Annotated in this window: 16 protein-coding genes; 6 read left to right on the top strand and 10 right to left on the bottom strand. The window is 67.3% G+C overall.

Translation table 11 applies throughout. The annotated features are described in order from the left end of the window. Nucleotides 1-1,359 carry a formimidoylglutamate deiminase gene (locus tag GV161_RS16705; RefSeq protein ID WP_152017492.1) on the bottom strand — a complete coding sequence of 453 codons (1,359 nt, stop codon included), beginning with the start codon at nt 1,357-1,359 and terminating at the stop codon, nt 1-3. A 169-nt stretch (nt 1,360-1,528) separates the two neighbouring features. On the opposite strand from GV161_RS16705, the gene hutI reads away from it, so the two are divergent. The 5 genes from hutI to GV161_RS16680 all read left to right on the top strand — a co-directional run bounded on the left by hutI (nt 1,529) and on the right by GV161_RS16680 (nt 7,415). Further along, nucleotides 1,529-2,695, top strand: coding sequence for an imidazolonepropionase (hutI, locus tag GV161_RS16700; RefSeq protein ID WP_152016761.1), 1,167 nt, complete (start codon nt 1,529-1,531; stop codon nt 2,693-2,695). Continuing rightward, nucleotides 2,692-4,218 (top strand): histidine ammonia-lyase, encoded by a 1,527-nt coding sequence (hutH, locus tag GV161_RS16695; protein ID WP_152016760.1) that lies wholly within the window; start codon nt 2,692-2,694, stop codon nt 4,216-4,218. The genes hutI and hutH overlap by 4 nt, the downstream gene beginning before the upstream one ends. Beyond that, on the top strand, nt 4,215-5,024 hold the full coding sequence (hutG, locus tag GV161_RS16690) for an N-formylglutamate deformylase (protein ID WP_152016759.1): 810 nt from the start codon (nt 4,215-4,217) through the stop codon (nt 5,022-5,024). Before hutH ends, hutG begins: the two co-directional genes overlap by 4 nt. Further along, complete coding sequence (gene hutU / locus GV161_RS16685; RefSeq protein ID WP_152016758.1) at nt 5,021-6,688, top strand: urocanate hydratase; 1,668 nt, start codon at nt 5,021-5,023, stop codon at nt 6,686-6,688. The genes hutG and hutU overlap by 4 nt, the downstream gene beginning before the upstream one ends. A gap of 163 nt (nt 6,689-6,851) precedes the next feature. Beyond that, nucleotides 6,852-7,415 (top strand): HutD family protein, encoded by a 564-nt coding sequence (locus GV161_RS16680; RefSeq protein WP_152016757.1) that lies wholly within the window; start codon nt 6,852-6,854, stop codon nt 7,413-7,415. 128 nt (nt 7,416-7,543) lie between these two features. Here GV161_RS16680 and GV161_RS16675 read toward each other — a convergent pair whose 3' ends face one another. After that, on the bottom strand, nt 7,544-8,620 hold the full coding sequence (locus tag GV161_RS16675; RefSeq protein WP_152016756.1) for a citrate synthase/methylcitrate synthase: 1,077 nt from the start codon (nt 8,618-8,620) through the stop codon (nt 7,544-7,546). A 97-nt stretch (nt 8,621-8,717) separates the two neighbouring features. On the opposite strand from GV161_RS16675, the gene GV161_RS16670 reads away from it, so the two are divergent. Continuing rightward, nucleotides 8,718-9,857 carry a citrate/2-methylcitrate synthase gene (locus GV161_RS16670; protein ID WP_152016755.1) on the top strand — a complete coding sequence of 380 codons (1,140 nt, stop codon included), beginning with the start codon at nt 8,718-8,720 and terminating at the stop codon, nt 9,855-9,857. Between the two features lie 27 nt (nt 9,858-9,884). Here GV161_RS16670 and GV161_RS16665 read toward each other — a convergent pair whose 3' ends face one another. The 8 genes from GV161_RS16665 to GV161_RS16630 form a co-directional block, all read right to left on the bottom strand. Further along, a complete protein-coding gene (locus GV161_RS16665; RefSeq protein ID WP_244624241.1) occupies nt 9,885-11,348 on the bottom strand; it encodes a lyase family protein in 1,464 nt (487 codons plus the stop codon). Between the two features lie 107 nt (nt 11,349-11,455). Beyond that, entirely contained in the window at nt 11,456-12,535 is a 1,080-nt protein-coding gene (locus GV161_RS16660; RefSeq protein ID WP_244624240.1) for a cyclopropane-fatty-acyl-phospholipid synthase family protein, read from the bottom strand. Between the two features lie 316 nt (nt 12,536-12,851). Then, nucleotides 12,852-14,258 carry a TRAP transporter large permease gene (locus GV161_RS16655; RefSeq protein WP_152016753.1) on the bottom strand — a complete coding sequence of 469 codons (1,407 nt, stop codon included), beginning with the start codon at nt 14,256-14,258 and terminating at the stop codon, nt 12,852-12,854. A 3-nt stretch (nt 14,259-14,261) separates the two neighbouring features. After that, nucleotides 14,262-14,840: a TRAP transporter small permease gene (locus tag GV161_RS16650; RefSeq protein WP_152016752.1), complete on the bottom strand. Its 579-nt coding sequence runs from the start codon at nt 14,838-14,840 to the stop codon at nt 14,262-14,264. Nucleotides 14,841-14,966: 126 nt separating this feature from the next. Next, a complete protein-coding gene (locus GV161_RS16645) occupies nt 14,967-15,938 on the bottom strand; it encodes a sialic acid TRAP transporter substrate-binding protein SiaP (protein ID WP_152016751.1) in 972 nt (323 codons plus the stop codon). Nucleotides 15,939-15,981: 43 nt separating this feature from the next. Beyond that, entirely contained in the window at nt 15,982-16,734 is a 753-nt protein-coding gene (locus GV161_RS16640) for a FadR/GntR family transcriptional regulator (RefSeq protein WP_152016750.1), read from the bottom strand. Between the two features lie 128 nt (nt 16,735-16,862). Beyond that, a complete protein-coding gene (locus GV161_RS16635; RefSeq protein ID WP_193219586.1) occupies nt 16,863-17,648 on the bottom strand; it encodes an ABC transporter ATP-binding protein in 786 nt (261 codons plus the stop codon). Further along, complete coding sequence (locus tag GV161_RS16630; RefSeq protein ID WP_152016748.1) at nt 17,645-18,418, bottom strand: ABC transporter permease; 774 nt, start codon at nt 18,416-18,418, stop codon at nt 17,645-17,647. Before GV161_RS16630 ends, GV161_RS16635 begins: the two co-directional genes overlap by 4 nt.

The following is an 18,418-nucleotide window of genomic DNA, read 5'->3' as shown; positions in this document are numbered from 1 at the left end:
TCAGCTGAGGAGAGTGCGGATCACCTGGCCATAGCGGGCAGCGATGCGGGCGCGGTCAATGTGCCGGCCACCGCTGACCACAGGCTTTCCACCGACGATCACCTCCGCAACCGGCAGGGCCGCGGCGGCGAAGATCGCGCTGTCGAGCGCGAAGTCGCCGGCCTTGCCGACGATTGCCGGATGCTCGACGTCGAGGGTGACGAGATCGGCGCGGTGGCCGACGGCGATCGCGCCAATGCTGCGGCCGCAGGCCTGGGCGCCGCCAGCGCAGGCATCCTGCCAGAGCCTCAAGCCCGCCGAGATGCCAGGCTCGGCCCAGAGCGCGCGGCGCCGGTCGCGCAGGCGCTGCGAATATTCGAGCACGCGCAATTCGCCGCCGGCGCCGATCTCGACATTGGAGTCACTGCCGACACCGATGCGTCCGCCCTTCGCCCGGTAGCGAACGCCGTCGAAGATGCCGTCGCCGAGATTGGCCTCGGTAATCGGGCAGAGACCCGCGACCGCCCCGGAGAGGGCCATGGCGTCGCGCTCGGCATCGCTGAGATGGGTGGCGTGGATCAGGCACCAGCGCTCGTTCACCGCGACGTTCTGCATGAGGAGTTCGACCGGGCGGCGGCCGGTGATGGCGAGGCTGTCCTCGACCTCTCGGGTCTGCTCGGCGACGTGGATGTGCAAAGGCACATCCTTGCGCAGCTCCGCGACCCAGTTGAGGTCTTCGAGCGCCACCGCGCGCAGCGAATGCGGCGCCATGCCGACGCGGGCATCGGGGAGGCCGGCGACCGCCTTCTCGCTGCCCTCGATCAGGCGCGCATAGGCGTCGCGGTCATTGAGGAAACGGCGCTGGCCGGGCGCGGCCGGCGCCTTGCCGAAATTGCCGTAGCGATAGAGCACCGGCAGCAAGGTCAAGCCGATGCCGGTTTCCTCAGCCGCCGCCGCGATCGCCCCGCCCATGGTGGCGATGTCGGCATAGGCAGTGCCGTCCTTGTCGTGATGGAGGTAGTGGAACTCGGCGAGCGCAGTGAAGCCACCTTCCAGCATCTCGACCATAGCCTGCGCCGCGACCGCCTGGACATCGTCGGGGCTCAAGCGATCGAGGAAGCGGTACATCACCTCGCGCCAGGTCCAGAACGAATCCTCGGAGGCGCCGCGACGCTCGGCGAGGCCCGCCATGCCGCGCTGGAAGGCGTGGCTGTGCAGGTTGGGCAGGCCGGGAAGCGCGAGCCCGGCGAGCCGTGTCGCCCCAACAGGAGCTGCCTGCCCCGCCGCAACCGACATGATCACTCCATGATCGAGCGTCAGCGTGACGTTCTCGGCGAAGCCCTCAGGCAGGAGCGCCTGGGCAAGATGCAGGGTCGTGATTCCGGTCACGCGGGCTGTCCTTTTTTCATTTGCATATGCAAATGGAGCTTGCTATTTGCATATGCAAATGTCTAGCATAATCTGAAAGCAGACGAAGTCGAGAGGAAGCGACGTGGCGGCGACCCCTCCCCCCAGCCATCGAGTGTGGACCAATGCCCGGCTCGCGACCATGGTGGCCGATACGGGCACACCCTATGGCGCGATCGAGGACGGGATCGTCATCGCCCGCAATGGCCGCATCGTCTTCGCCGGCCCGAGCAGCGAAGTCTCGAACATCGGCCAGGCTGAGGTGATCGACTGCGAAGGGCGCTGGATCACGCCGGGCCTGATCGATTGCCATACCCATCTGGTCTATGGCGGCGACCGCGCCCATGAGTTCGAACTGCGCCTGAAGGGCGCGAGCTATGAGGAGATCGCCCGCGCCGGCGGCGGCATCGTCTCATCAGTCAAGGCGACGCGCGCAGCGAGCGAGGACGAGCTCTTCGCCAGCGCCGACAAGCGCCTCGCCGCACTGATCGCCGAAGGCGTCACCACCGTCGAGATCAAGTCGGGCTACGGGCTCGATACCGACAGCGAGGTGAAGGTGCTCGCCGTGGCGCGCCGGCTCGGACGCGAGCGCCCGGTCGGTGTGCGGACCAGCTTCCTCGGCGCCCATGCCGTGCCGGCCGAGTTCAAGGGTCGCTCCGGCGATTATATCGATCTCGTCTGCGGCCCCATGCTCGATGCGGTCACCGATCAGAATCTCGCCGATGCCGTCGACGTATTCTGCGAGGGCATCGCCTTCTCGCCGGAAGAGACGGCACGCGTCTTCAGCGCAGCCAAGGCGAAGGGCCTGGCCGTCAAGATCCATGCCGAGCAGCTCTCCAATCTCGGCGGCGCGGCGCTGGCGGCAGGCTTCGGCGCGCTATCTGCCGATCATCTCGAGCACCTCGACGAGGCCGGCGTGATCGCCTTGGCCAAGGCCGGCACCGTCGCGGTCGTCCTGCCGGGCGCCTTCTATTTCCTGCGCGAGACGGTGAAGCCGCCGATCGACTTGCTGCGCCAGCATGGCGTGCCGATCGCACTCGCCACTGACGCCAATCCCGGCACCTCACCGCTGACCTCGCCACTGCTGACCATGAACATGGGCTGCACCCTGTTCCGGCTGACGCCGGAGGAGGCGCTGGCCGGAATGACGCGCAACGCCGCGCTCGCCCTCGGCCTTCAGGACGAGATCGGCACGCTGGAGGCCGGCAAGGCCTGCGATCTCGCGATCTGGGAGATCGAACGCCCGGCCGAGCTCGCCTACCGCATCGGCTTCAACCCGCTTCACACCCGCATCCGGAACGGACAATGACCACGCTCTCGCTCACCCCCGGCAAGGCCCGCCTCGCCGACTGGCGCCATGTCATCGATGGCGCCACCGTCACCCTGACCGAGACCGGCGCGATCGCCGGCGCCCAAGCGATCGTCGACGACATCGTCGCCGCCGGCACGGTGACCTATGGCGTCAATACCGGCTTCGGCAAGCTCGCCAGCGTGCGCATCGCCGACAACGATCTCGCCAAGCTGCAGCGCAATCTCATCCTCTCGCATGCGGTCGGCACCGGCCCTGCCTTGCCGGACGAGGTCGTCGCGCTGATCCTCGCCATGAAGGCGGCGAGCCTGGCGCGCGGCGCCTCCGGCGTACGCCCCGTCGTGGTCGAGGCGCTTGTCGGCGCGCTGAAAGCCGGCGCGCTGCCGGTGGTGCCGGCCAAGGGCTCGGTCGGCGCCTCCGGCGACCTCGCCCCGCTGGCGCATTTGACCGCGGCGCTGATGGGGGTCGGTGAGATCCGCCTGAAGGGTGAAATCCTGCCGGCTGCCGAGGCCCTGAGGCGCATCGGCCAGGCGCCGCTCGCGCTCGGCGCCAAAGAGGGCCTGGCGCTGATCAACGGCACGCAAGTCTCCGCCTCGCTGGCGCTGACCGGCCTCGCCAGCGTCGCCCGCGTCTTCGATGCGGCGCTGATCGCCGGGGCGCTCTCGGTCGATGCGCTGAAGGGCTCCGACACGCCGTTCGACCCGCGCATCCAGGCGCTGCGCGGCCAGCACGGCCAGATCAAGGTGGCGGCATTGCTGCTCGACCTGATCGCCAGCAGCGAGATCCGCGAGAGCCACCGCTTCGGCGACAGCAAGGTGCAGGACCCCTATTCGCTGCGCTGCCAGCCGCAGGTGATGGGCGCGGTGCGCGATCTTCTCGCCAACGTCGCCGCGACGCTTGCGATCGAGGCCAATGCGGTCACTGACAACCCGCTGGTGCTGGGGCCGGGCGAGATCGTGTCGGGCGGCAATTTCCACGCCGAGCCGGTCGCTTTCGCCGCCGACACGCTGGCAATGGCCACCTGCGAGATCGGCAACCTTGCCGAGCGGCGGATCGCGCTGCTGGTCGACCCCGTGATGAGTGGCCTGCCGCCCTTCCTCGCCCGCGATGCCGGCCTCAACTCCGGCTTCATGATCGCGCAGGTGACCGCGGCGGCGCTCGCCTCCGAGAACAAGCAGCGGGCCTATCCGGCTTCGGTCGACACCATCCCGACCTCGGCCAACCAGGAAGACCATGTCTCGATGGCGACGCACGGCGCCTTCCGCCTGATCGAGATGGCGAAGAACGCCGCGAGCATCATCGCGGTCGAGCTGATGGCCGCGGCCGAGGCGATCGAGCATCATCGCCCGCTCAAGACCTCGCCGCGGCTGGAGCCGGTGCTGGCGCTGATCCGGGCCAAGATCGCACCGCTGACCGAGGACCGCTACCTCGCGCCCGATCTCGCGGCCGCGACGGAGCTCGTGCTCTCGGGCGCGCTCGGCAAGGCTGCCGGCGTCGACAGCTTCGCGGAGCTCTCCGCATGAGCACGGGAACCGTCTCCGTCACGCGCGGCTCGTCGCCGCTCGTGCTGTCGATGCCGCATCCCGGCACCGGCCTGCCGGTGGAGGTCGCGGCGCACCTCAATGCGCGCGGCAAACTGGTCGAGGACACCGACTGGCATATGCGCCAGCTCTATGGCTTCGCCGAGCGCTTCCAGCCGACGATCGTCGAGGCCGGGCTATCGCGCTTCGTCATCGACCTCAACCGCGACCCGGCCGGCGTCTCGCTCTATCCCGGCCAGGCGACGACCGAGCTCGTGCCGACGACCACCTTCGACGGCGCGCCGATCTGGAATACGGCCCCCGACGAGGCCGAGATCGCCCGCCGGCGCGAGGCTTATTTCCGGCCCTATCACGACGCCCTCGCCGCCGAGATCGCGCATGCCAAGGCGCAGCACGGTTTCTGCCTGCTCTGGGACTGCCACTCGATCAAGTCGGTGATCCCGCGGCTGTTTCCGGGCACGCTGCCGACGCTGAACCTCGGCACGAATTCCGGCGCCAGCGCCGCGCCCACCGTCGAAGCCGCAGCAGCGCAGGCGATGGCCGGCAGCGCCTTCACCCAGGTCGTCAACGGCCGCTTCAAGGGCGGCTGGATCACCCGGCATTACGGCCAACCGGCAACCCAAGTGCACGCGCTCCAGATGGAGATCGCGCTCTCTGCCTATCTCGACGACGAGGCCGCGCCCTGGGCCTTCGCCCCGGCCAAGGCCGCCAGCCTGCAAGCCACCCTGTCCGCCATGATCGAGGCCGCGCTCGCCGCTGCCGCCAAGCTCGAACGGAGCAAGCCATGACCCGCCTGGACAATACCCGCGTCATCCGCCCCGCCACCGGCACCGAGCTCAGCGCCAAGAGCTGGCTGACCGAAGCGCCGCTGCGCATGCTGATGAACAACCTGCATCCTGACGTCGCCGAGAACCCGCAGGAGCTCGTGGTCTATGGCGGCATCGGTCGCGCCGCCCGCACCTGGGAAGATTTTGACCGCATCGTCGCGGCCCTGCGCCAGCTCGAGGCCGACGAGACCCTGCTCGTCCAGTCTGGCAAGCCGGTCGGCGTGTTCCGGACGCACAAGGATGCGCCGCGCGTCCTGATCGCCAATTCCAACCTCGTGCCGCACTGGGCGAACTGGGACCATTTCAACGAGCTCGATAAGAAGGGGCTCGCCATGTACGGCCAGATGACGGCCGGCTCCTGGATCTATATCGGCACGCAAGGCATCGTGCAGGGCACCTACGAGACCTTCGTCGAGGCCGGGCGCCAGCACTATGGCGGCAATCTCAAGGGCAAATGGGTGCTGACCGGTGGCCTCGGCGGCATGGGCGGCGCCCAGCCTCTCGCCGCGGTGATGGCCGGCGCCTCCTGCCTCGCGGTCGAGTGCAACCCGGACTCGATCGATTTCCGCCTGCGCACCCGCTATCTCGACGAGAAGGCCTCGAGCCTCGACGAGGCGCTGGCGATGATCGAGCGCTGGACCAGGAATGGCGAGGCGAAGTCGGTCGGCCTGCTCGGCAACTGTGCCGAGATCCTGCCCGAGATGGTCCGCCGCGGCATCCGGCCGGACATGGTCACCGACCAGACCTCGGCGCATGACCCGGTCAACGGCTACCTGCCGAAAGGCTGGACCATGGGCCAGTGGAGGCAGGCGCGCGAAGCCAATCCGAAATCCGTGGAGAAGGCGGCACGCGCCTCGATGCGCGAGCATGTCGAGGCGATGATCGCCTTCCAGGACATGGGTATCCCGACCTTCGACTACGGCAACAATATCCGCCAGGTCGCCAAGGACGAGGGGCTGGAGAACGCCTTCGCCTTCCCGGGCTTCGTGCCGGCCTATATCCGCCCGCTGTTCTGCCGCGGCATCGGCCCGTTCCGCTGGGCCGCCCTCTCCGGCTACCCGGAGGACATCTACAAGACCGACGCCAAGGTGAAGGAGCTGCTGCCCGACAACAAGCACCTGCACAACTGGCTCGACATGGCGCGCGAGCGCATCTCGTTCCAGGGCGTGCCAGCGCGCATCTGCTGGGTCGGCCTCGGCGACCGCCACCGGCTCGGCCTCGCCTTCAACGAGATGGTCAGGACCGGCGAGCTCAAGGCCCCGGTCGTGATCGGCCGCGACCATCTCGATTCCGGCTCGGTCGCCTCCCCCAACCGCGAGACGGAAGCGATGAAGGACGGCTCGGACGCGGTCTCCGACTGGCCGCTGCTCAACGCCCTGCTCAACACGGCGTCCGGCGCGACCTGGGTCTCGCTGCATCATGGCGGCGGCGTCGGGATGGGCTTCTCGCAGCATTCGGGCGTCGTGATCTGCGCCGACGGCACCGATGACGCAGCCGCCCGCCTGTCGCGCGTGCTCTGGAACGACCCCGCCACCGGCGTGATGCGCCATGCCGATGCCGGCTACGACATCGCGCTCGACTGCGCCCGGGAGAAGGGGCTGAACCTGCCCGGCATCCTGGGCTGACCCCACATGTCATTCCGGGGCTCCGCGCCAACGGAGAACCCGGAACCCACGACTGGGCGAGCCAGACGGACCATCACGTCGCACCCCGTCCGTGGGTTCCGGGTTCGCCCTTCGGGCGCCCCGGAATGACAAGGGTGGCCGCTGGAATTCGAAGGACCGTTTTATGCGCATCATCCGCGCCGCCGACTGCCTGATCATGCCGTGGAAGAACGGCGGCGGGACGACGACCGAGATCGCGGTCGCGCCGGAGGGTGCCTCGCTCAACGATTTCGACTGGCGGATCAGCATGGCCCATGTCGGGCAGGACGGGCCGTTCTCGTCCTTCCCCGGCATCGACCGGACCCTGTCGGTGCTGACCGGGGCCGGCATCACATTGGCTTTCGGCGATGGCGAGCGCGTGCGACTGGATCGCACCAGCGCGCCCTATCCCTTCGCCGCCGACCGGGCGGTCGATGGGGTTCTAGTCGACGGGGCGATCGACGATCTCAATGTGATGTCCCGGCGTGGTCGCTGGCGGCACCGGGTCGAGCGTCTCTCCGGCGCAGGCTCGCTCAACGCGACCGAAGGGCTGTTGGTGTTGGTTGCCCGCAAGGGCGACTGGCAGGTGAACGGGGCAACGCTTCCTGTCGGCGACAGCGCGATCCTCGGCGCACCGGGACGTGTTGAGCTGGTCGTCAGCGGCGGTGAGGCTGAACTCTATGTAGTCCGGTTGACGCCCGAGACCTGATCCAAGGCGTCATTCTCGGGCGAAGCGAAGCGCAGACCCGAGAATCTCTGGACAAGAAGGCGCCGGTCGGAGCCCCGTCCGGCCTGAGATGCTCGGGTCAAGCCCGAGCATGACGGCTGCGGCAAGCTTCAAGCCGCCTGCCTCGGCTGCGGGCCGACATAGACCGATTGCGGCCGGATGAGCCGGCCGGTCTCGATCTGCTCGCGGGCATGGGCGAGCCAGCCGGTGGTGCGGCCGAGCGCGAAGACGCAGGTGAACGCGTCGGGCGGGAAGCCGAGCGCCTCGAGCAGCAGCGCCGTGTAGAACTCGACATTGGTCTCCAGCGAGCGGCCGGGCTTGCGCTCGCGCAGGATGGCCAGCGCCGCCTGCTCGACCGCCTCGGCATGGCGCAGGCGCCCGGCATCGGCGCCGAGTTTGGCGATCGCCTGCTTCAGCGCATCGGCCCGCGGATCGCGGACGCGATAGATGCGATGGCCGAAGCCCATCAGCCGCTCGCCGCGCCCCAGCGCATCCTCCAGCCAGGCGCGGGCATTGGCCGGCTCGCCGATCGCATCGAGCATCTCGATCACGGGCCCGGGCGCACCGCCATGCAGCGGTCCCTTCAGCGCGCTGATCCCCGCCAGCACGGCCGAGACCAGCCCGGCCCGGGTCGAGGCGACGACGCGCGCGGCGAAGGTCGAGGCGTTGAGGCCATGATCGGCGACGGTGACGAGATAGGTGTCGAGCGCAGCGGCCTGGGCCGCGGTCGGCATTTCGCCGCGCAGCATGCGCAGCGTGTCGGCCGCCTGCGACAGCGTCGCATCAGGCGCGATCGGGGCAAGGCCACGCTGCTTGCGCACGGCGGCGGCAGTGAAGACCGCCGGCGCAGCGAGCAGGTGCAGCGCGGCCTCAGATCCCTCGCCATCGGCGATTTGTGCTGTCCAGGCGCGAATGGCCTCGACCGGTCCGAGATCGGGCGAAAGCATGGTGCGCTCGACGATGCCGAAGAGATCGGCGCGGGCCTTGCCGAGCGCCACCGAGAGCTCGCGGCCCTGCGGCAGACCGGACAGCAAGCCGTCGAACATCAGCGCCGCCATCTCCTCGAAGCTGGTGCGGCCGGCGAGTTCGGCGAGGCTGTGGCCGCGGATCACCAGGCGACCGGCGGCGCCGTCGACCTCGGAGAGCACGGTGTGGGCGGCGACGACGTCATCGAGACCATCGGACATGTCAGGAACTCCTCAAAAGCGTTCGTCTCGAAAATCGGCTCCCGCATTGCAACAATCAATCTTGAACAATATAATCAATATATCTGAGGGAGAGGCGATGCAGGACTGGTTGACGGCACAGGAGGCGATGGCGCGACTCGGCCTGAAGCCGCAGACGCTCTACGCCTATGTCAGCCGCGGGCTGATCGAAGCACGCGGCGATGAAGGCGATTCCCGGCGTAGCCTCTACCGGGCCGAGGACGTCGCCCGGCTGGAGCATCGCAAGGCGCGCGGCCGTCGCCCCGCCGCGATCGCCGAGGATGCCATCGCCTATGGCGAGCCGGTGCTCGCCTCCGCCATCACTACGATCGAGCACGGCGGCCTCTGGTATCGCGGGCAGGATGCAGCGCGCCTCGCCGAGGGCGCCAAGCTGGAGGATGTCGCCCGCCTGCTCTGGGATTGCGGCACGCAGCGCTTTCCGCCGCTAGCAAGCATCGTGCCGCCGGGCGAGCCACTGGCGCGTGTCTTCGCGGTGATCGCAGCGCGGACCGCGACCGACCGGCCGATGGTCGGACGAGCCAAGAAGGCGCTCTATCTCGAAGCCGCCGCCGTGCTCGACACGCTGGTCGACGCCATCGCCGGTGGGCCGGGCGAAGGGCCGATCCATGCCCGGCTGGCGCGGGCCTGGGGCTGTGAAACAGAAGGCGCCGAGCCGATCCGGCGGGCGCTCGTCCTGCTCGCCGACCACGAGCTCAACGCCTCGACCTTCGCTGCCCGCGTCACCGCCTCGACCGGCGCCTCGCTCGCCGCCTGCGCGCTGGCGGGGCTCGCAGCGCTCTCAGGGCCCTCGCATGGTGGTGTCGCGCCGCGCGTGCTCGCACTGATGCGGGACATCGAGCGCGACGGGCTGGAGACTGCGCTGGCGGCAAGGCTGGAGACCGGCGCCAAGCTGCCCGGCTTCGGCCATCCACTCTATCCCGACGGCGACCCACGGGCGCTAGCCCTGTTCGCAGCGTTCGAGGTGCCGCCAACCTATGCACGGGCACAGACCGCCATCGCGACGCTGACGGGGGAAGAGCCGAACATCGACTTCGCGCTGTCGGCACTGGCGGCCAAGCTCGTTCTGCCGGAGACAGCGCCGTTCCAGATCTTCGCTGCGGCGCGCTGCACCGGCTGGCTCGCCCATGCGCTGGAGCAGAACGAGACTGGCCGGCTGATCCGCCCGCGCGCCCGCTATGTCGGGCGGCCCCCCGGCTGAGATCGGTACATCGGCGGGGCGAGCGCGCTATTGCGCCTGCGCGCGCAGCGTCTCGAAATCCTTGTCGAGCCTTCCAAGCGAGGCCGCGATCCGCTCGCGCCGCTCCTTGATCCAGGCGCCCTGCTCCGCGATCCGGCCCTTGGCCAAGGCCAGCATCCGCTCCATCTCGGCGGGCTGCGGACCGCCGACGGTCGCGCGGCTGCGCACGATCGCGACGGGATCGAGCGCGGCGCGGAACTCGGCTTCGCTGATCGGCAGCTCGGCCGGATACTCCGTGCCCTTGACCGCCGCAGCATAGATCCGCTTGGCCTCGGTATAGGGAAAATCGAGCGGCCTGATGTCGTGATCCTTGGCGTGGGTGACGACCTCGGAGGCGAAGTGATGGCCAACGCGGAAGGGCAGCTTGTATTTGCGCATCAGCAGGTCGGCGAGCTCCTGCGAGGCGGTCCAATCGCTGTTCAGCTCCTCCAGCGCCCGCTCGGGGCCGATCACCAGCCCTTTCAGGATGCGATCCCAGTTGGCGAGCACGGTGACCGCGCTCTTCACCATCGCACTGTTGGGCCTGACGTCCTTGGGGTCGCTCATCCCCGGCGTGATGTTGTGGGCCTGGATCGCGGCCCCCATCGCAAGCGAGACCGCGGTCGAGGCCTGCTGCCGCGTAGTGTTGAGCAGGCCGGGATTGCGCTTCTGCGGCATGGCGCTGGAAACATAGGTGTTGCCGTCGCCCTCCTGCAGCAGCATCCAGGGCCGCGCGAAGGCATATTGGGTCATGACGTCCTCGACGAAGGCGCCTGCGTGAAGGGCGACGCTGGTGACGATCGCACCCGCCTCGACCGGATGCTCAGCCGAGGAGATCTGGCCGGCGTCATAGGCGTTGTCGACGATCGCCGCGAAGCCGAGATAATCGGCCATCCGCTTGCGGTTGAGCGGCCAGCTCGTGCCGTTGAGCACGGTCGTGCCCATCGCCGAACGGTCGATCCTGGCATAGGCTTCGCGGATGCGCTGGGCGTCGCGCTCGAGGCCGGCGGCATGACCGAGCAGAGTATGGCCGAGGCTGTTCGGCTGGGCCGCGACGCCATTGGTGTAGTTCGGCACGGTGGTCGCAGCGTGCTTCTCCGCCAGCCCGACCAGCGTCGCCGTGGTGCGATTGAGCTGATCGGCGAGCGCCAGCATGTCGTCGCGCAGGATCGCAGCACGGTAGGTGGCGTGCATGTCCTGGCTGGAGCGGCCAGCATGCAGCAGCGTGACTTCCTGCCCGCCAGCCGCGATCAGCAGCGGCTCGAAGCTGATCACGGTCGAAGGTCGCTTGCCGCCCGGCTTGGCCCCCTCCTGCAGCACCTTGACGAGACCGGCCGCAATGCGCGGGGCCAGCGCCTTGTCGAGCAGGCCCTCATCCGTGTTGATCACGGCCGTGGCCTTGTTGATCTCGCCGAGCCAGAAGAACTCGTCGCGAGACTGGCGCTCCTGGGCAAGGGCGGGAAGAGCTGACATCTGCGCCGCCACCGCGAGCGCAATCATCGATGATCGCACGATCGACCTCCGCTAGTGCCCCCGCCGGGCCGGAGCCTAGCGGGGGCATTGCAGTAGCTCAATCGCAGTCAGGCCGCCCGGTCGACCGCCTCGGCCACGCGCGCGTTCTCGCTCATATAGTCGCGCGTCATCGGCAGCGTGCCGAGCCGCTTGGCGAGCTGAAGCTGGAAGACGACGAGGCCGTCATGGCGGAAGCTCGCCTCGGACGCGGCGAGATAGAACTCCCACATCCTGGCGAAGCGCTCGTCATACATCGCGACCGCCTCCTGGCGATGGGCGAGGAAGCGCTCGCGCCAGGCCTTCAGCGTCTCGGCATAGTGCAGGCGCAGCACCTCGACATCGGTGACGATCAACCCCTCCTTCTCCACCGCCGCCGTGACCTCCGATAGAGCCGGAATATAGCCGCCGGGGAAGATGTACTTGGCGATGAAGGGGTTGGTCGCGCCGGGCGGGGTGCTGCGGCCGATCGTATGGATCAGCGCGACACCGTCATCCTCAAGCAGTTCGTGGACCTTGCGGAAATAGTCGCGGTAATACCCGACGCCGACATGCTCGAACATGCCGACCGAGACGATGCGGTCGAAACGCTCGGGCACCGCCCGGTAGTCCTGCAGGCGGAACTCGACCGGCAGGCCCGACTCCTCCGCCCGCTTGGTCGAAGCCGCCAGTTGCTCCTCCGAGAGGGTGATGCCGGTCACCTTCGCCCCGGTCTCACGCGCTATCGAAAGACCGAGCCCGCCCCAGCCGGAGCCGATGTCGAGCACGCGCTGGCCCGGCTTCAGCGCCAGCTTCGCCGCGATGCGGCGCTTCTTGGCGGCTTGCGCTTCCTCGAGCGTCGCATCCGGTCGCTCGAAGAAGGCACAGGAATATTGCTGATCGGCATCGAGGAAGAGCCGGAAGAACTCGCTCTTCAAATCGTAATGGTGATGAACGTTGCGCTTGGCCCAAGCCGGGGTGTTGTGCTGCTTCAGCCGCCGTACAGCCGTGCGCAGCCGCGTCAGCGTTCCCGCGAAAGCGGAGGGGGGCTGTCGCGACAGGCCACGGATCAGGGTTTCGAGCAACTGGTAGATCGTACCGCGCTCGACGATGACACGGCCATCCATCACCGCCTCGCCCAAAGCGAGCTCGGGATCGAGCGCCAATCTCAACTCGGTCTCACGGTCGGCAATACGCAACTTGATTGTGGGCGCCGATCCTCGCCCGGCCGAATGGAGCGTTCCATCGGCGAACACGACATCAACCCGCGGCTCGCAAATGAGCCGGGACAACATATTCATGATCAGACTGCGCATGGCGCCACCTCACGGCAGTGCCCCTTCGCCATCAAAGATGGCAATCACCCGCGGCAGCGTAACAGTGGGTTCGGCGCAAAGCTGATCCACGCTCGCCGCATGCGGCTGTCAGCCTCCTGACAGGAAAAATGGGGGCGGCGGGCGCTTCCCGCCAGTCCACCCCCGTAATGCCTTACCGGATCATGCCCATTGTGCGCGGCAGCCAGAGCGTCAGCTCAGGGATGAAGGTGATCGCGAACAGTGCGGCAAAGAGCGGGATCAGCCAGGGCAGGATCGCCATGGTGGTGCGCTCGACCGAGAGCTTGGCGACGCGCGAGAGCACGAACAGCACCATGCCGAGCGGCGGGTGCAGCAAGCCGATCATCAGGTTGAGCGTCAGGATCAGGCCGAAATGGATCGGATCGACGCCGAGCTTGAGCGCGATCGGCAAGAGGATCGGCACGACGATGGTGATCGCTGCGATGGTGTCGAGGAAGCAGCCGATGAAGAGCAGCAGCAGGTTGACCAGGATCAGGAAAACCCATTTGTTCTGGGTGAAACCGAGGATCAGGTCGGAGAGCAGCTGGGCCGTCTGCGAGACCGTCAGCAGCCAAGCGAAGATCGAGGCGGCGGTGACGATGAACAGCACCGAGGCCGTGGTCTCGATCGTGTCGAAGGTCGCCTTGGTCAGGCTGCGCATGGTCATCGAGCGGTAGCGCACCAGGCCGAGGAACAGCGACCAGATCACCGCGGCGGCGGCGGCCTCGGTCGGGGTGAACCAGCCCATGGTCATGCCGCCGATCAGGATGACCGGCGTCATCAGCGCCATCACCGCCGAGAAGTTGAAGTAGTAGTCCAGGCCCAGCAGCAGGGCGAGTGCGATGCCGATGGCGAGGTTGGGATCGAGCCCGGCGAAGACCAGCGCATAGGCCAGGACCGGGAAGCCCATCACGACCAGCACCTCGATGCCGGCCGAGCCGAGCTCGCGCAGCGAGAACTTGGTGTCCGCTCCCCATTTGTAGATGCGGGCGAATATCGCGACCGTCGCCATCATGAACAGCGTCATGATCACGCCGGGAATGACGCCGCCGAGGAAGAGCGCGCCGATCGAGGTATTCGCCATCATGCCGTAGATGACGAAAGGCAAGGACGGCGGGATGATCGGCCCAAGCGTCGCCGAGGCGGCGGTGACGCCGACCGCGACCTCGGTCGAGTAGCCGTGATCCTTCATCGCCTTGATCTCGATCGTGCCGATGCCGGCGGCATCCGCGATCGCCGTACCGGACATGCCGGAGAAGATCACCGAGCCGATGATGTTGACCTGGGCGAGGCCGCCGCGCATCCAGCCGACGAGGGCGACGGCGAAGGAATAGATGCGGCCGGTGACGCCGGCGATGTTCATCAGGTTGCCGGCGAGGATGAAGAACGGCACCGCCAGCAGCGGGAAGCTCTCGACGCCGGCGATCATGCGCTGCGCCAGGATCACGTCCGGCACAGTGCCGGAGACGAGGATGAAGGCGAGCGAGGCGACGGCCATCGAGATGGCGACGGGCACGCCGAGCACCATCAGGCCGAGGAATGTTCCGAGCAGGATCAGCATCGGTCAGGCCTCCGAGCCGTCGAAGGCCGAGGGACGCTCCAGCACGGAGTAGCCGCGGCGCCAGTTCTGCCAGGCGACCTGGATCGAGCGCAGCGTCATCAGCGCGAAGGCGACGACGACGGCGTAGAACACCGGCGATTTCGGGAACTGGATCGTCGTCACCATCTCGTCGGGGATGAGCTCGGCATAGCGATGCACCAGCACTGTGCCATAGGCGAAGAAGCCGATGCGGATGATGTCCACAGCGGTGGAGAGCGCCCGGCCGGCACGATGCGACAGATAGCGGTAGAGGAAGTCGACCTGGATGTGCCTGGAGGCGCGCACGCAGAGCGAGGAGCCGAGGAAGACGACGACAATCAGCGCGTAGATCGCGATCTCCTCGGTCCAGGCGAAGCTGTCGTTGAGGACATAGCGGGTGAAGAACTGCGCCACGACGCAGGCGACCATCAGCCAGAAGGCGGCGAGCGTCACCCAGTCCTCGAGGCCGTAGCCGGAGAGATCGGCCGGCGGCGGCGCCTCGTCGAAGACGTGGGCGATCTCCTCGCTGGTGACTTGGGTGTGGACTTCCGGCGTCGTGGTCATGGCATGTCTTTTCTAACGAAGGCGGCGTGCCAGGCGTCATTCTCGGGCGTCGCGAAGCGCAGACCCGAGAATCTCCTGAAAGAGATGCTCGGGTCGAGCCCGAGCATGACGAGCCCTGAGGTCAGCTCACTTGATCGCCTGGATGCGCTCCCAGTCGGCCTTGCGGTAGCCGTACTGCTCGAAGCTGACGTTCTTCTGCACGGCGGCGAGGAAGTCGGCCTTGTCGATCTCGGTGACCGAGAGGCCTTTGTCCTTGAAGACCTGGACGAGCTTGGTCTCGTCGGCCTGGATCTTCTTGGTCGCGCGCTCGGCCGCCTCCTGGGCGACGTCGGTGAAGATCTTCTTGTCCTCGGGCGAGAGCTTGGCCCAGAGCTGCTTGGAGACGACCGTGTTGAGATGGTCGACGATGTGGCCGGTCAGCACGATGTGCTTCTGGACCTCGTAGAACTTCTTGGCGTCGATGGTGTTGAGCGGGTTCTCCTGCGCCTCGACGGTGCCGTTCTGCAAGGCGAGATAGACCTCGGCGAAGGCGATCGGCGTGGTGTTGGCGCCGCAGGCGCGCGGCATGGCGAGATAGGCCGGCACGTCGGGCACGCGGATCTTCAGGCCCTTCATGTCGGCGCAGGTCTTGATCGGCTTGTTCGAGGTGGTGTGGCGCGTGCCGTAATAGGTCACGGCCAGGATCTGGTGGCCGCTCTTCTCCTCATAGCCCTTGGCCATCTCCTTGAAGACGTCGCTCTTCACATAGGCGAGGAGATGGTCGGGGCCGCGGAAGATGAAGGGGTAGTAGGTCACGCCGATCGGCGGATAGGCGCGGGCGGCGAAGCTCGAGCCCGAGATGATCATGTCGACGGTGCCGAGCGTCAGGCCCTGGTTGATGTCGGTCTCCTTGCCGAGCTGCGAAGCCGGATAGACCGTGATCTCGTATTTGCCGTTGGTGCGCTTCTTGATCTCGTCGGCAGCCCAGACCGACTCGGTGTGGAAGGGCTCGGAGGTCTCGTAGACATGGGCCCATTTCAGTTTGGTCTGGGCCTGCGCCGGGGCGCCGGCGAAGAGAGCGCCGGCGGCGAGCGCGGCAAGGGCATAGTGCAGTTTCATCGTCTGTCCTCCCTGAAGGTCACGAATAAGGTCTGGCCTTGCGTCATTTGATCGGGCGTGGCCGGCGCTGACGCTCGCCTGCCCGCTTGATGTCGACGTCACCGAAGCTCTGCGAAAAGCGCTCCTGCGAGGCTTGGAGATGGGCGCACATCGCCGCCCGCGCCGCCTCGGGATCACCGTTGGCGAGCGCCGCATGGATGGCGCGATGCTCGCGCGCTGCCGAGCGCCACGAGTCCTCGTTCTCGAAATACTGCGCAAGCTGGCGGAAATACGGGCTCATACGCTGGTCGAAGAGCTCGCCGACGCAGCGCACGAGCACGGTGTTCCCCAGCATCGCGGCGATCTCGACATGGAAGGCGCGGTCGAGCGCGATCAGCTGCTCGGCCGGCAAACCGGGCTGCTCCATCTGGTCGAGGATGCCGGCGAGCCCGGCCAATTGCGCGGGCGTCGCCTGCCCTGCCGCCTCGGCCGCCATCGCCCCCTCGACCAACCGGCGCGCGGCGAGTACCTCGAACGGCCCCTCGACGGGAAAGCCGGCCCCGGCGAGGTGCGCTGCGGCCTGGGCGGGATCGACGACATAGACGCCCGAGCCCATGCGGATACGCACGCGGCCTTCAACCTCGAGCGCGATCAGGGCCTCACGCACAGACGGGCGGGAGACGCCGAGCTTCTCCGCGAGCTCGCGTTCGGGCGGCAGGCGGCTGCCGACCGGAAATTCATGCTGGTCGATGAGATGGCGCAACTGATCGGCGATCTGCCGATACAGACGTGGCGACTCGACGACTGCGAGCGGCATCAGCTCCCGGACCCTTCCCTGTGCCATCCGTTTCGGACGGCATCGATTTGGCCATGTGGTCAGGCCAATTTCGCGAGGAAGGAACCACCATACCGGCGCGGAGTCAACCGGTATGGTGGCCTACGCCGTCAATGCCCCTCGGCCGCGAGCACGGCCTCGACCCGGATCTCCTCGACCAACCGCTCCTTCAGCGCGACGAATTCCGGCGTGGTCTTGATCGTGTAGGGCCGGGGGTGCGGCAGCTCGACCGGAATGTCGGCCTTGATCCGGCCGGGCCTTGCGCTCATCACCACGACGCGCGAGCCGACGAAGATGGCCTCCTCGATGTCGTGGGTGACGAAGAGCACGGTCTTCTGTTCGCGCTCCCAGATGCCGAGCAGCATTTCCTGCATCAAAGCGCGGGTCTGATTGTCGAGCGCGCCGAAGGGCTCGTCGAGCAGCAGGATTTTTGGATCATTGGCGAGCGCGCGGGCGATCGCGGTGCGCTGCTGCATGCCGCCGGAGAGCTGCTTGGGGAAATGGTCGACGAAGCCGGAAAGCCCAACGCGCTCGGCCCATTTGCGGGCGATGTCGAGACGCTCGCGCTCCGGCACGCCCTTCTCGCGCAGGCCGAAGGCGATGTTCTGCACCACGCTCAGCCAGGGGAAGAGCGTATAGCTCTGGAAGACGAAGCCGCGATCGGCGCCCGGCCCCGTGACGGGAGCGCCATCGAGCAGGATCTTGCCTTCGCTTGCCGTCTCCAGCCCGCCGATGATGCGCAGCAGCGTCGACTTCCCACAGCCTGAGGGGCCAAGGATGGTGATGAAATCATTGTCGGCGACAGTGAGCGAGGTCGGCATCAGCGCGCGCGTCGGCTGGCCCTTGCCTCTAGCCGGGAAGACCTTGCCGACCTGGTCGATCAGAAGCTTGCTCATGCCTGCGCCCACGGAAACAGGCGCTGGTTGATCGCCTTGAAGAGGAAATCGGAGATCAGGCCGATCAGGCCGATGATGATGATACCGAAGATGATCTGCCCGGTGTTCAGGAGCGCCTGGCTGTCGGTGATCATGTGGCCGATGCCGGAGGAGGAGCCGATCAATTCCGCGACGATGACATAGGTCCAGGCCCAGCCGAGGACGAGACGGAAGATCTCGGCGATCTCCGGCGCGGCATTGGGCAGGAGCACGCGACGCACCACCGAGGAATCGCTGGCGCCCAGCGTATAGGCCGCATCGACCAGATCGCGCCGGATGCCGCCGACGGCGACCGCGATCATCAGCACGAGCTGGAAGAACGAGCCGATAAAGATGACGAGCAGCTTCTGCGTCTCGCCGATGCCGGCCCAGAGGATCAGCAGCGGGATGAAAGCCGAGGCCGGCAGATAGCGCGCGAAGGAGACGAAGGGCTCGAGGAAAGCCTCGACCGGCTTGTAGGCACCCATCAGGATGCCGAGTGGCAGCGCCAGGATCACAGCCAGAACGAAGCCGCCCAGCACCCGCCAGATCGTCATACCGATGTCGAACAGGAAGCCGTGGTTGACGAGCAGGTTCCAGCCTTCGCCGACCATGGTCAGGGGATCGGCGAGGAAGAGCTTCTGCACATAGCCGCCGAAGGTCGCGACCGACCAGACGACGACGAAGAGCGCGAAAAAGGCGATGCCGTAGCCGACGCGGGCGCCGGCGGAGACAGGCTGGAGTGGTTTCAT

It is taken from the genome of Bosea sp. 29B, from assembly GCF_902506165.1.
In the GTDB taxonomy this organism is placed as follows: Bacteria; Pseudomonadota; Alphaproteobacteria; order Rhizobiales; family Beijerinckiaceae; genus Allobosea.
This window is presented reverse-complemented; position numbering and strand designations above follow the sequence as displayed.

Excerpts from the sequence above, each read along its gene's own strand:
- GV161_RS16665 (WP_244624241.1), bottom strand. The coding sequence starts at position 11,348 with ATGTCAGCTCTTCCCGCCCTTGCCCAGGAGCGCCAGTCTCGCGACGAG.
- GV161_RS16640 (WP_152016750.1), bottom strand. The coding sequence starts at position 16,734 with ATGCCGCTCGCAGTCGTCGAGTCGCCACGTCTGTATCGGCAGATCGCC.
- GV161_RS16650 (WP_152016752.1), bottom strand. The coding sequence starts at position 14,840 with ATGACCACGACGCCGGAAGTCCACACCCAAGTCACCAGCGAGGAGATC.
- GV161_RS16655 (WP_152016753.1), bottom strand. The coding sequence starts at position 14,258 with ATGCTGATCCTGCTCGGAACATTCCTCGGCCTGATGGTGCTCGGCGTG.
- hutI (WP_152016761.1), top strand. The coding sequence starts at position 1,529 with ATGGTGGCCGATACGGGCACACCCTATGGCGCGATCGAGGACGGGATC.
- hutH (WP_152016760.1), top strand. The coding sequence starts at position 2,692 with ATGACCACGCTCTCGCTCACCCCCGGCAAGGCCCGCCTCGCCGACTGG.
- GV161_RS16645 (WP_152016751.1), bottom strand. The coding sequence starts at position 15,938 with ATGAAACTGCACTATGCCCTTGCCGCGCTCGCCGCCGGCGCTCTCTTC.
- GV161_RS16635 (WP_193219586.1), bottom strand. The coding sequence starts at position 17,648 with ATGAGCAAGCTTCTGATCGACCAGGTCGGCAAGGTCTTCCCGGCTAGA.
- GV161_RS16680 (WP_152016757.1), top strand. The coding sequence starts at position 6,852 with ATGCGCATCATCCGCGCCGCCGACTGCCTGATCATGCCGTGGAAGAAC.
- GV161_RS16675 (WP_152016756.1), bottom strand. The coding sequence starts at position 8,620 with ATGTCCGATGGTCTCGATGACGTCGTCGCCGCCCACACCGTGCTCTCC.
- GV161_RS16670 (WP_152016755.1), top strand. The coding sequence starts at position 8,718 with ATGCAGGACTGGTTGACGGCACAGGAGGCGATGGCGCGACTCGGCCTG.
- hutU (WP_152016758.1), top strand. The coding sequence starts at position 5,021 with ATGACCCGCCTGGACAATACCCGCGTCATCCGCCCCGCCACCGGCACC.
- GV161_RS16630 (WP_152016748.1), bottom strand. The coding sequence starts at position 18,418 with ATGAAACCACTCCAGCCTGTCTCCGCCGGCGCCCGCGTCGGCTACGGC.
- hutG (WP_152016759.1), top strand. The coding sequence starts at position 4,215 with ATGAGCACGGGAACCGTCTCCGTCACGCGCGGCTCGTCGCCGCTCGTG.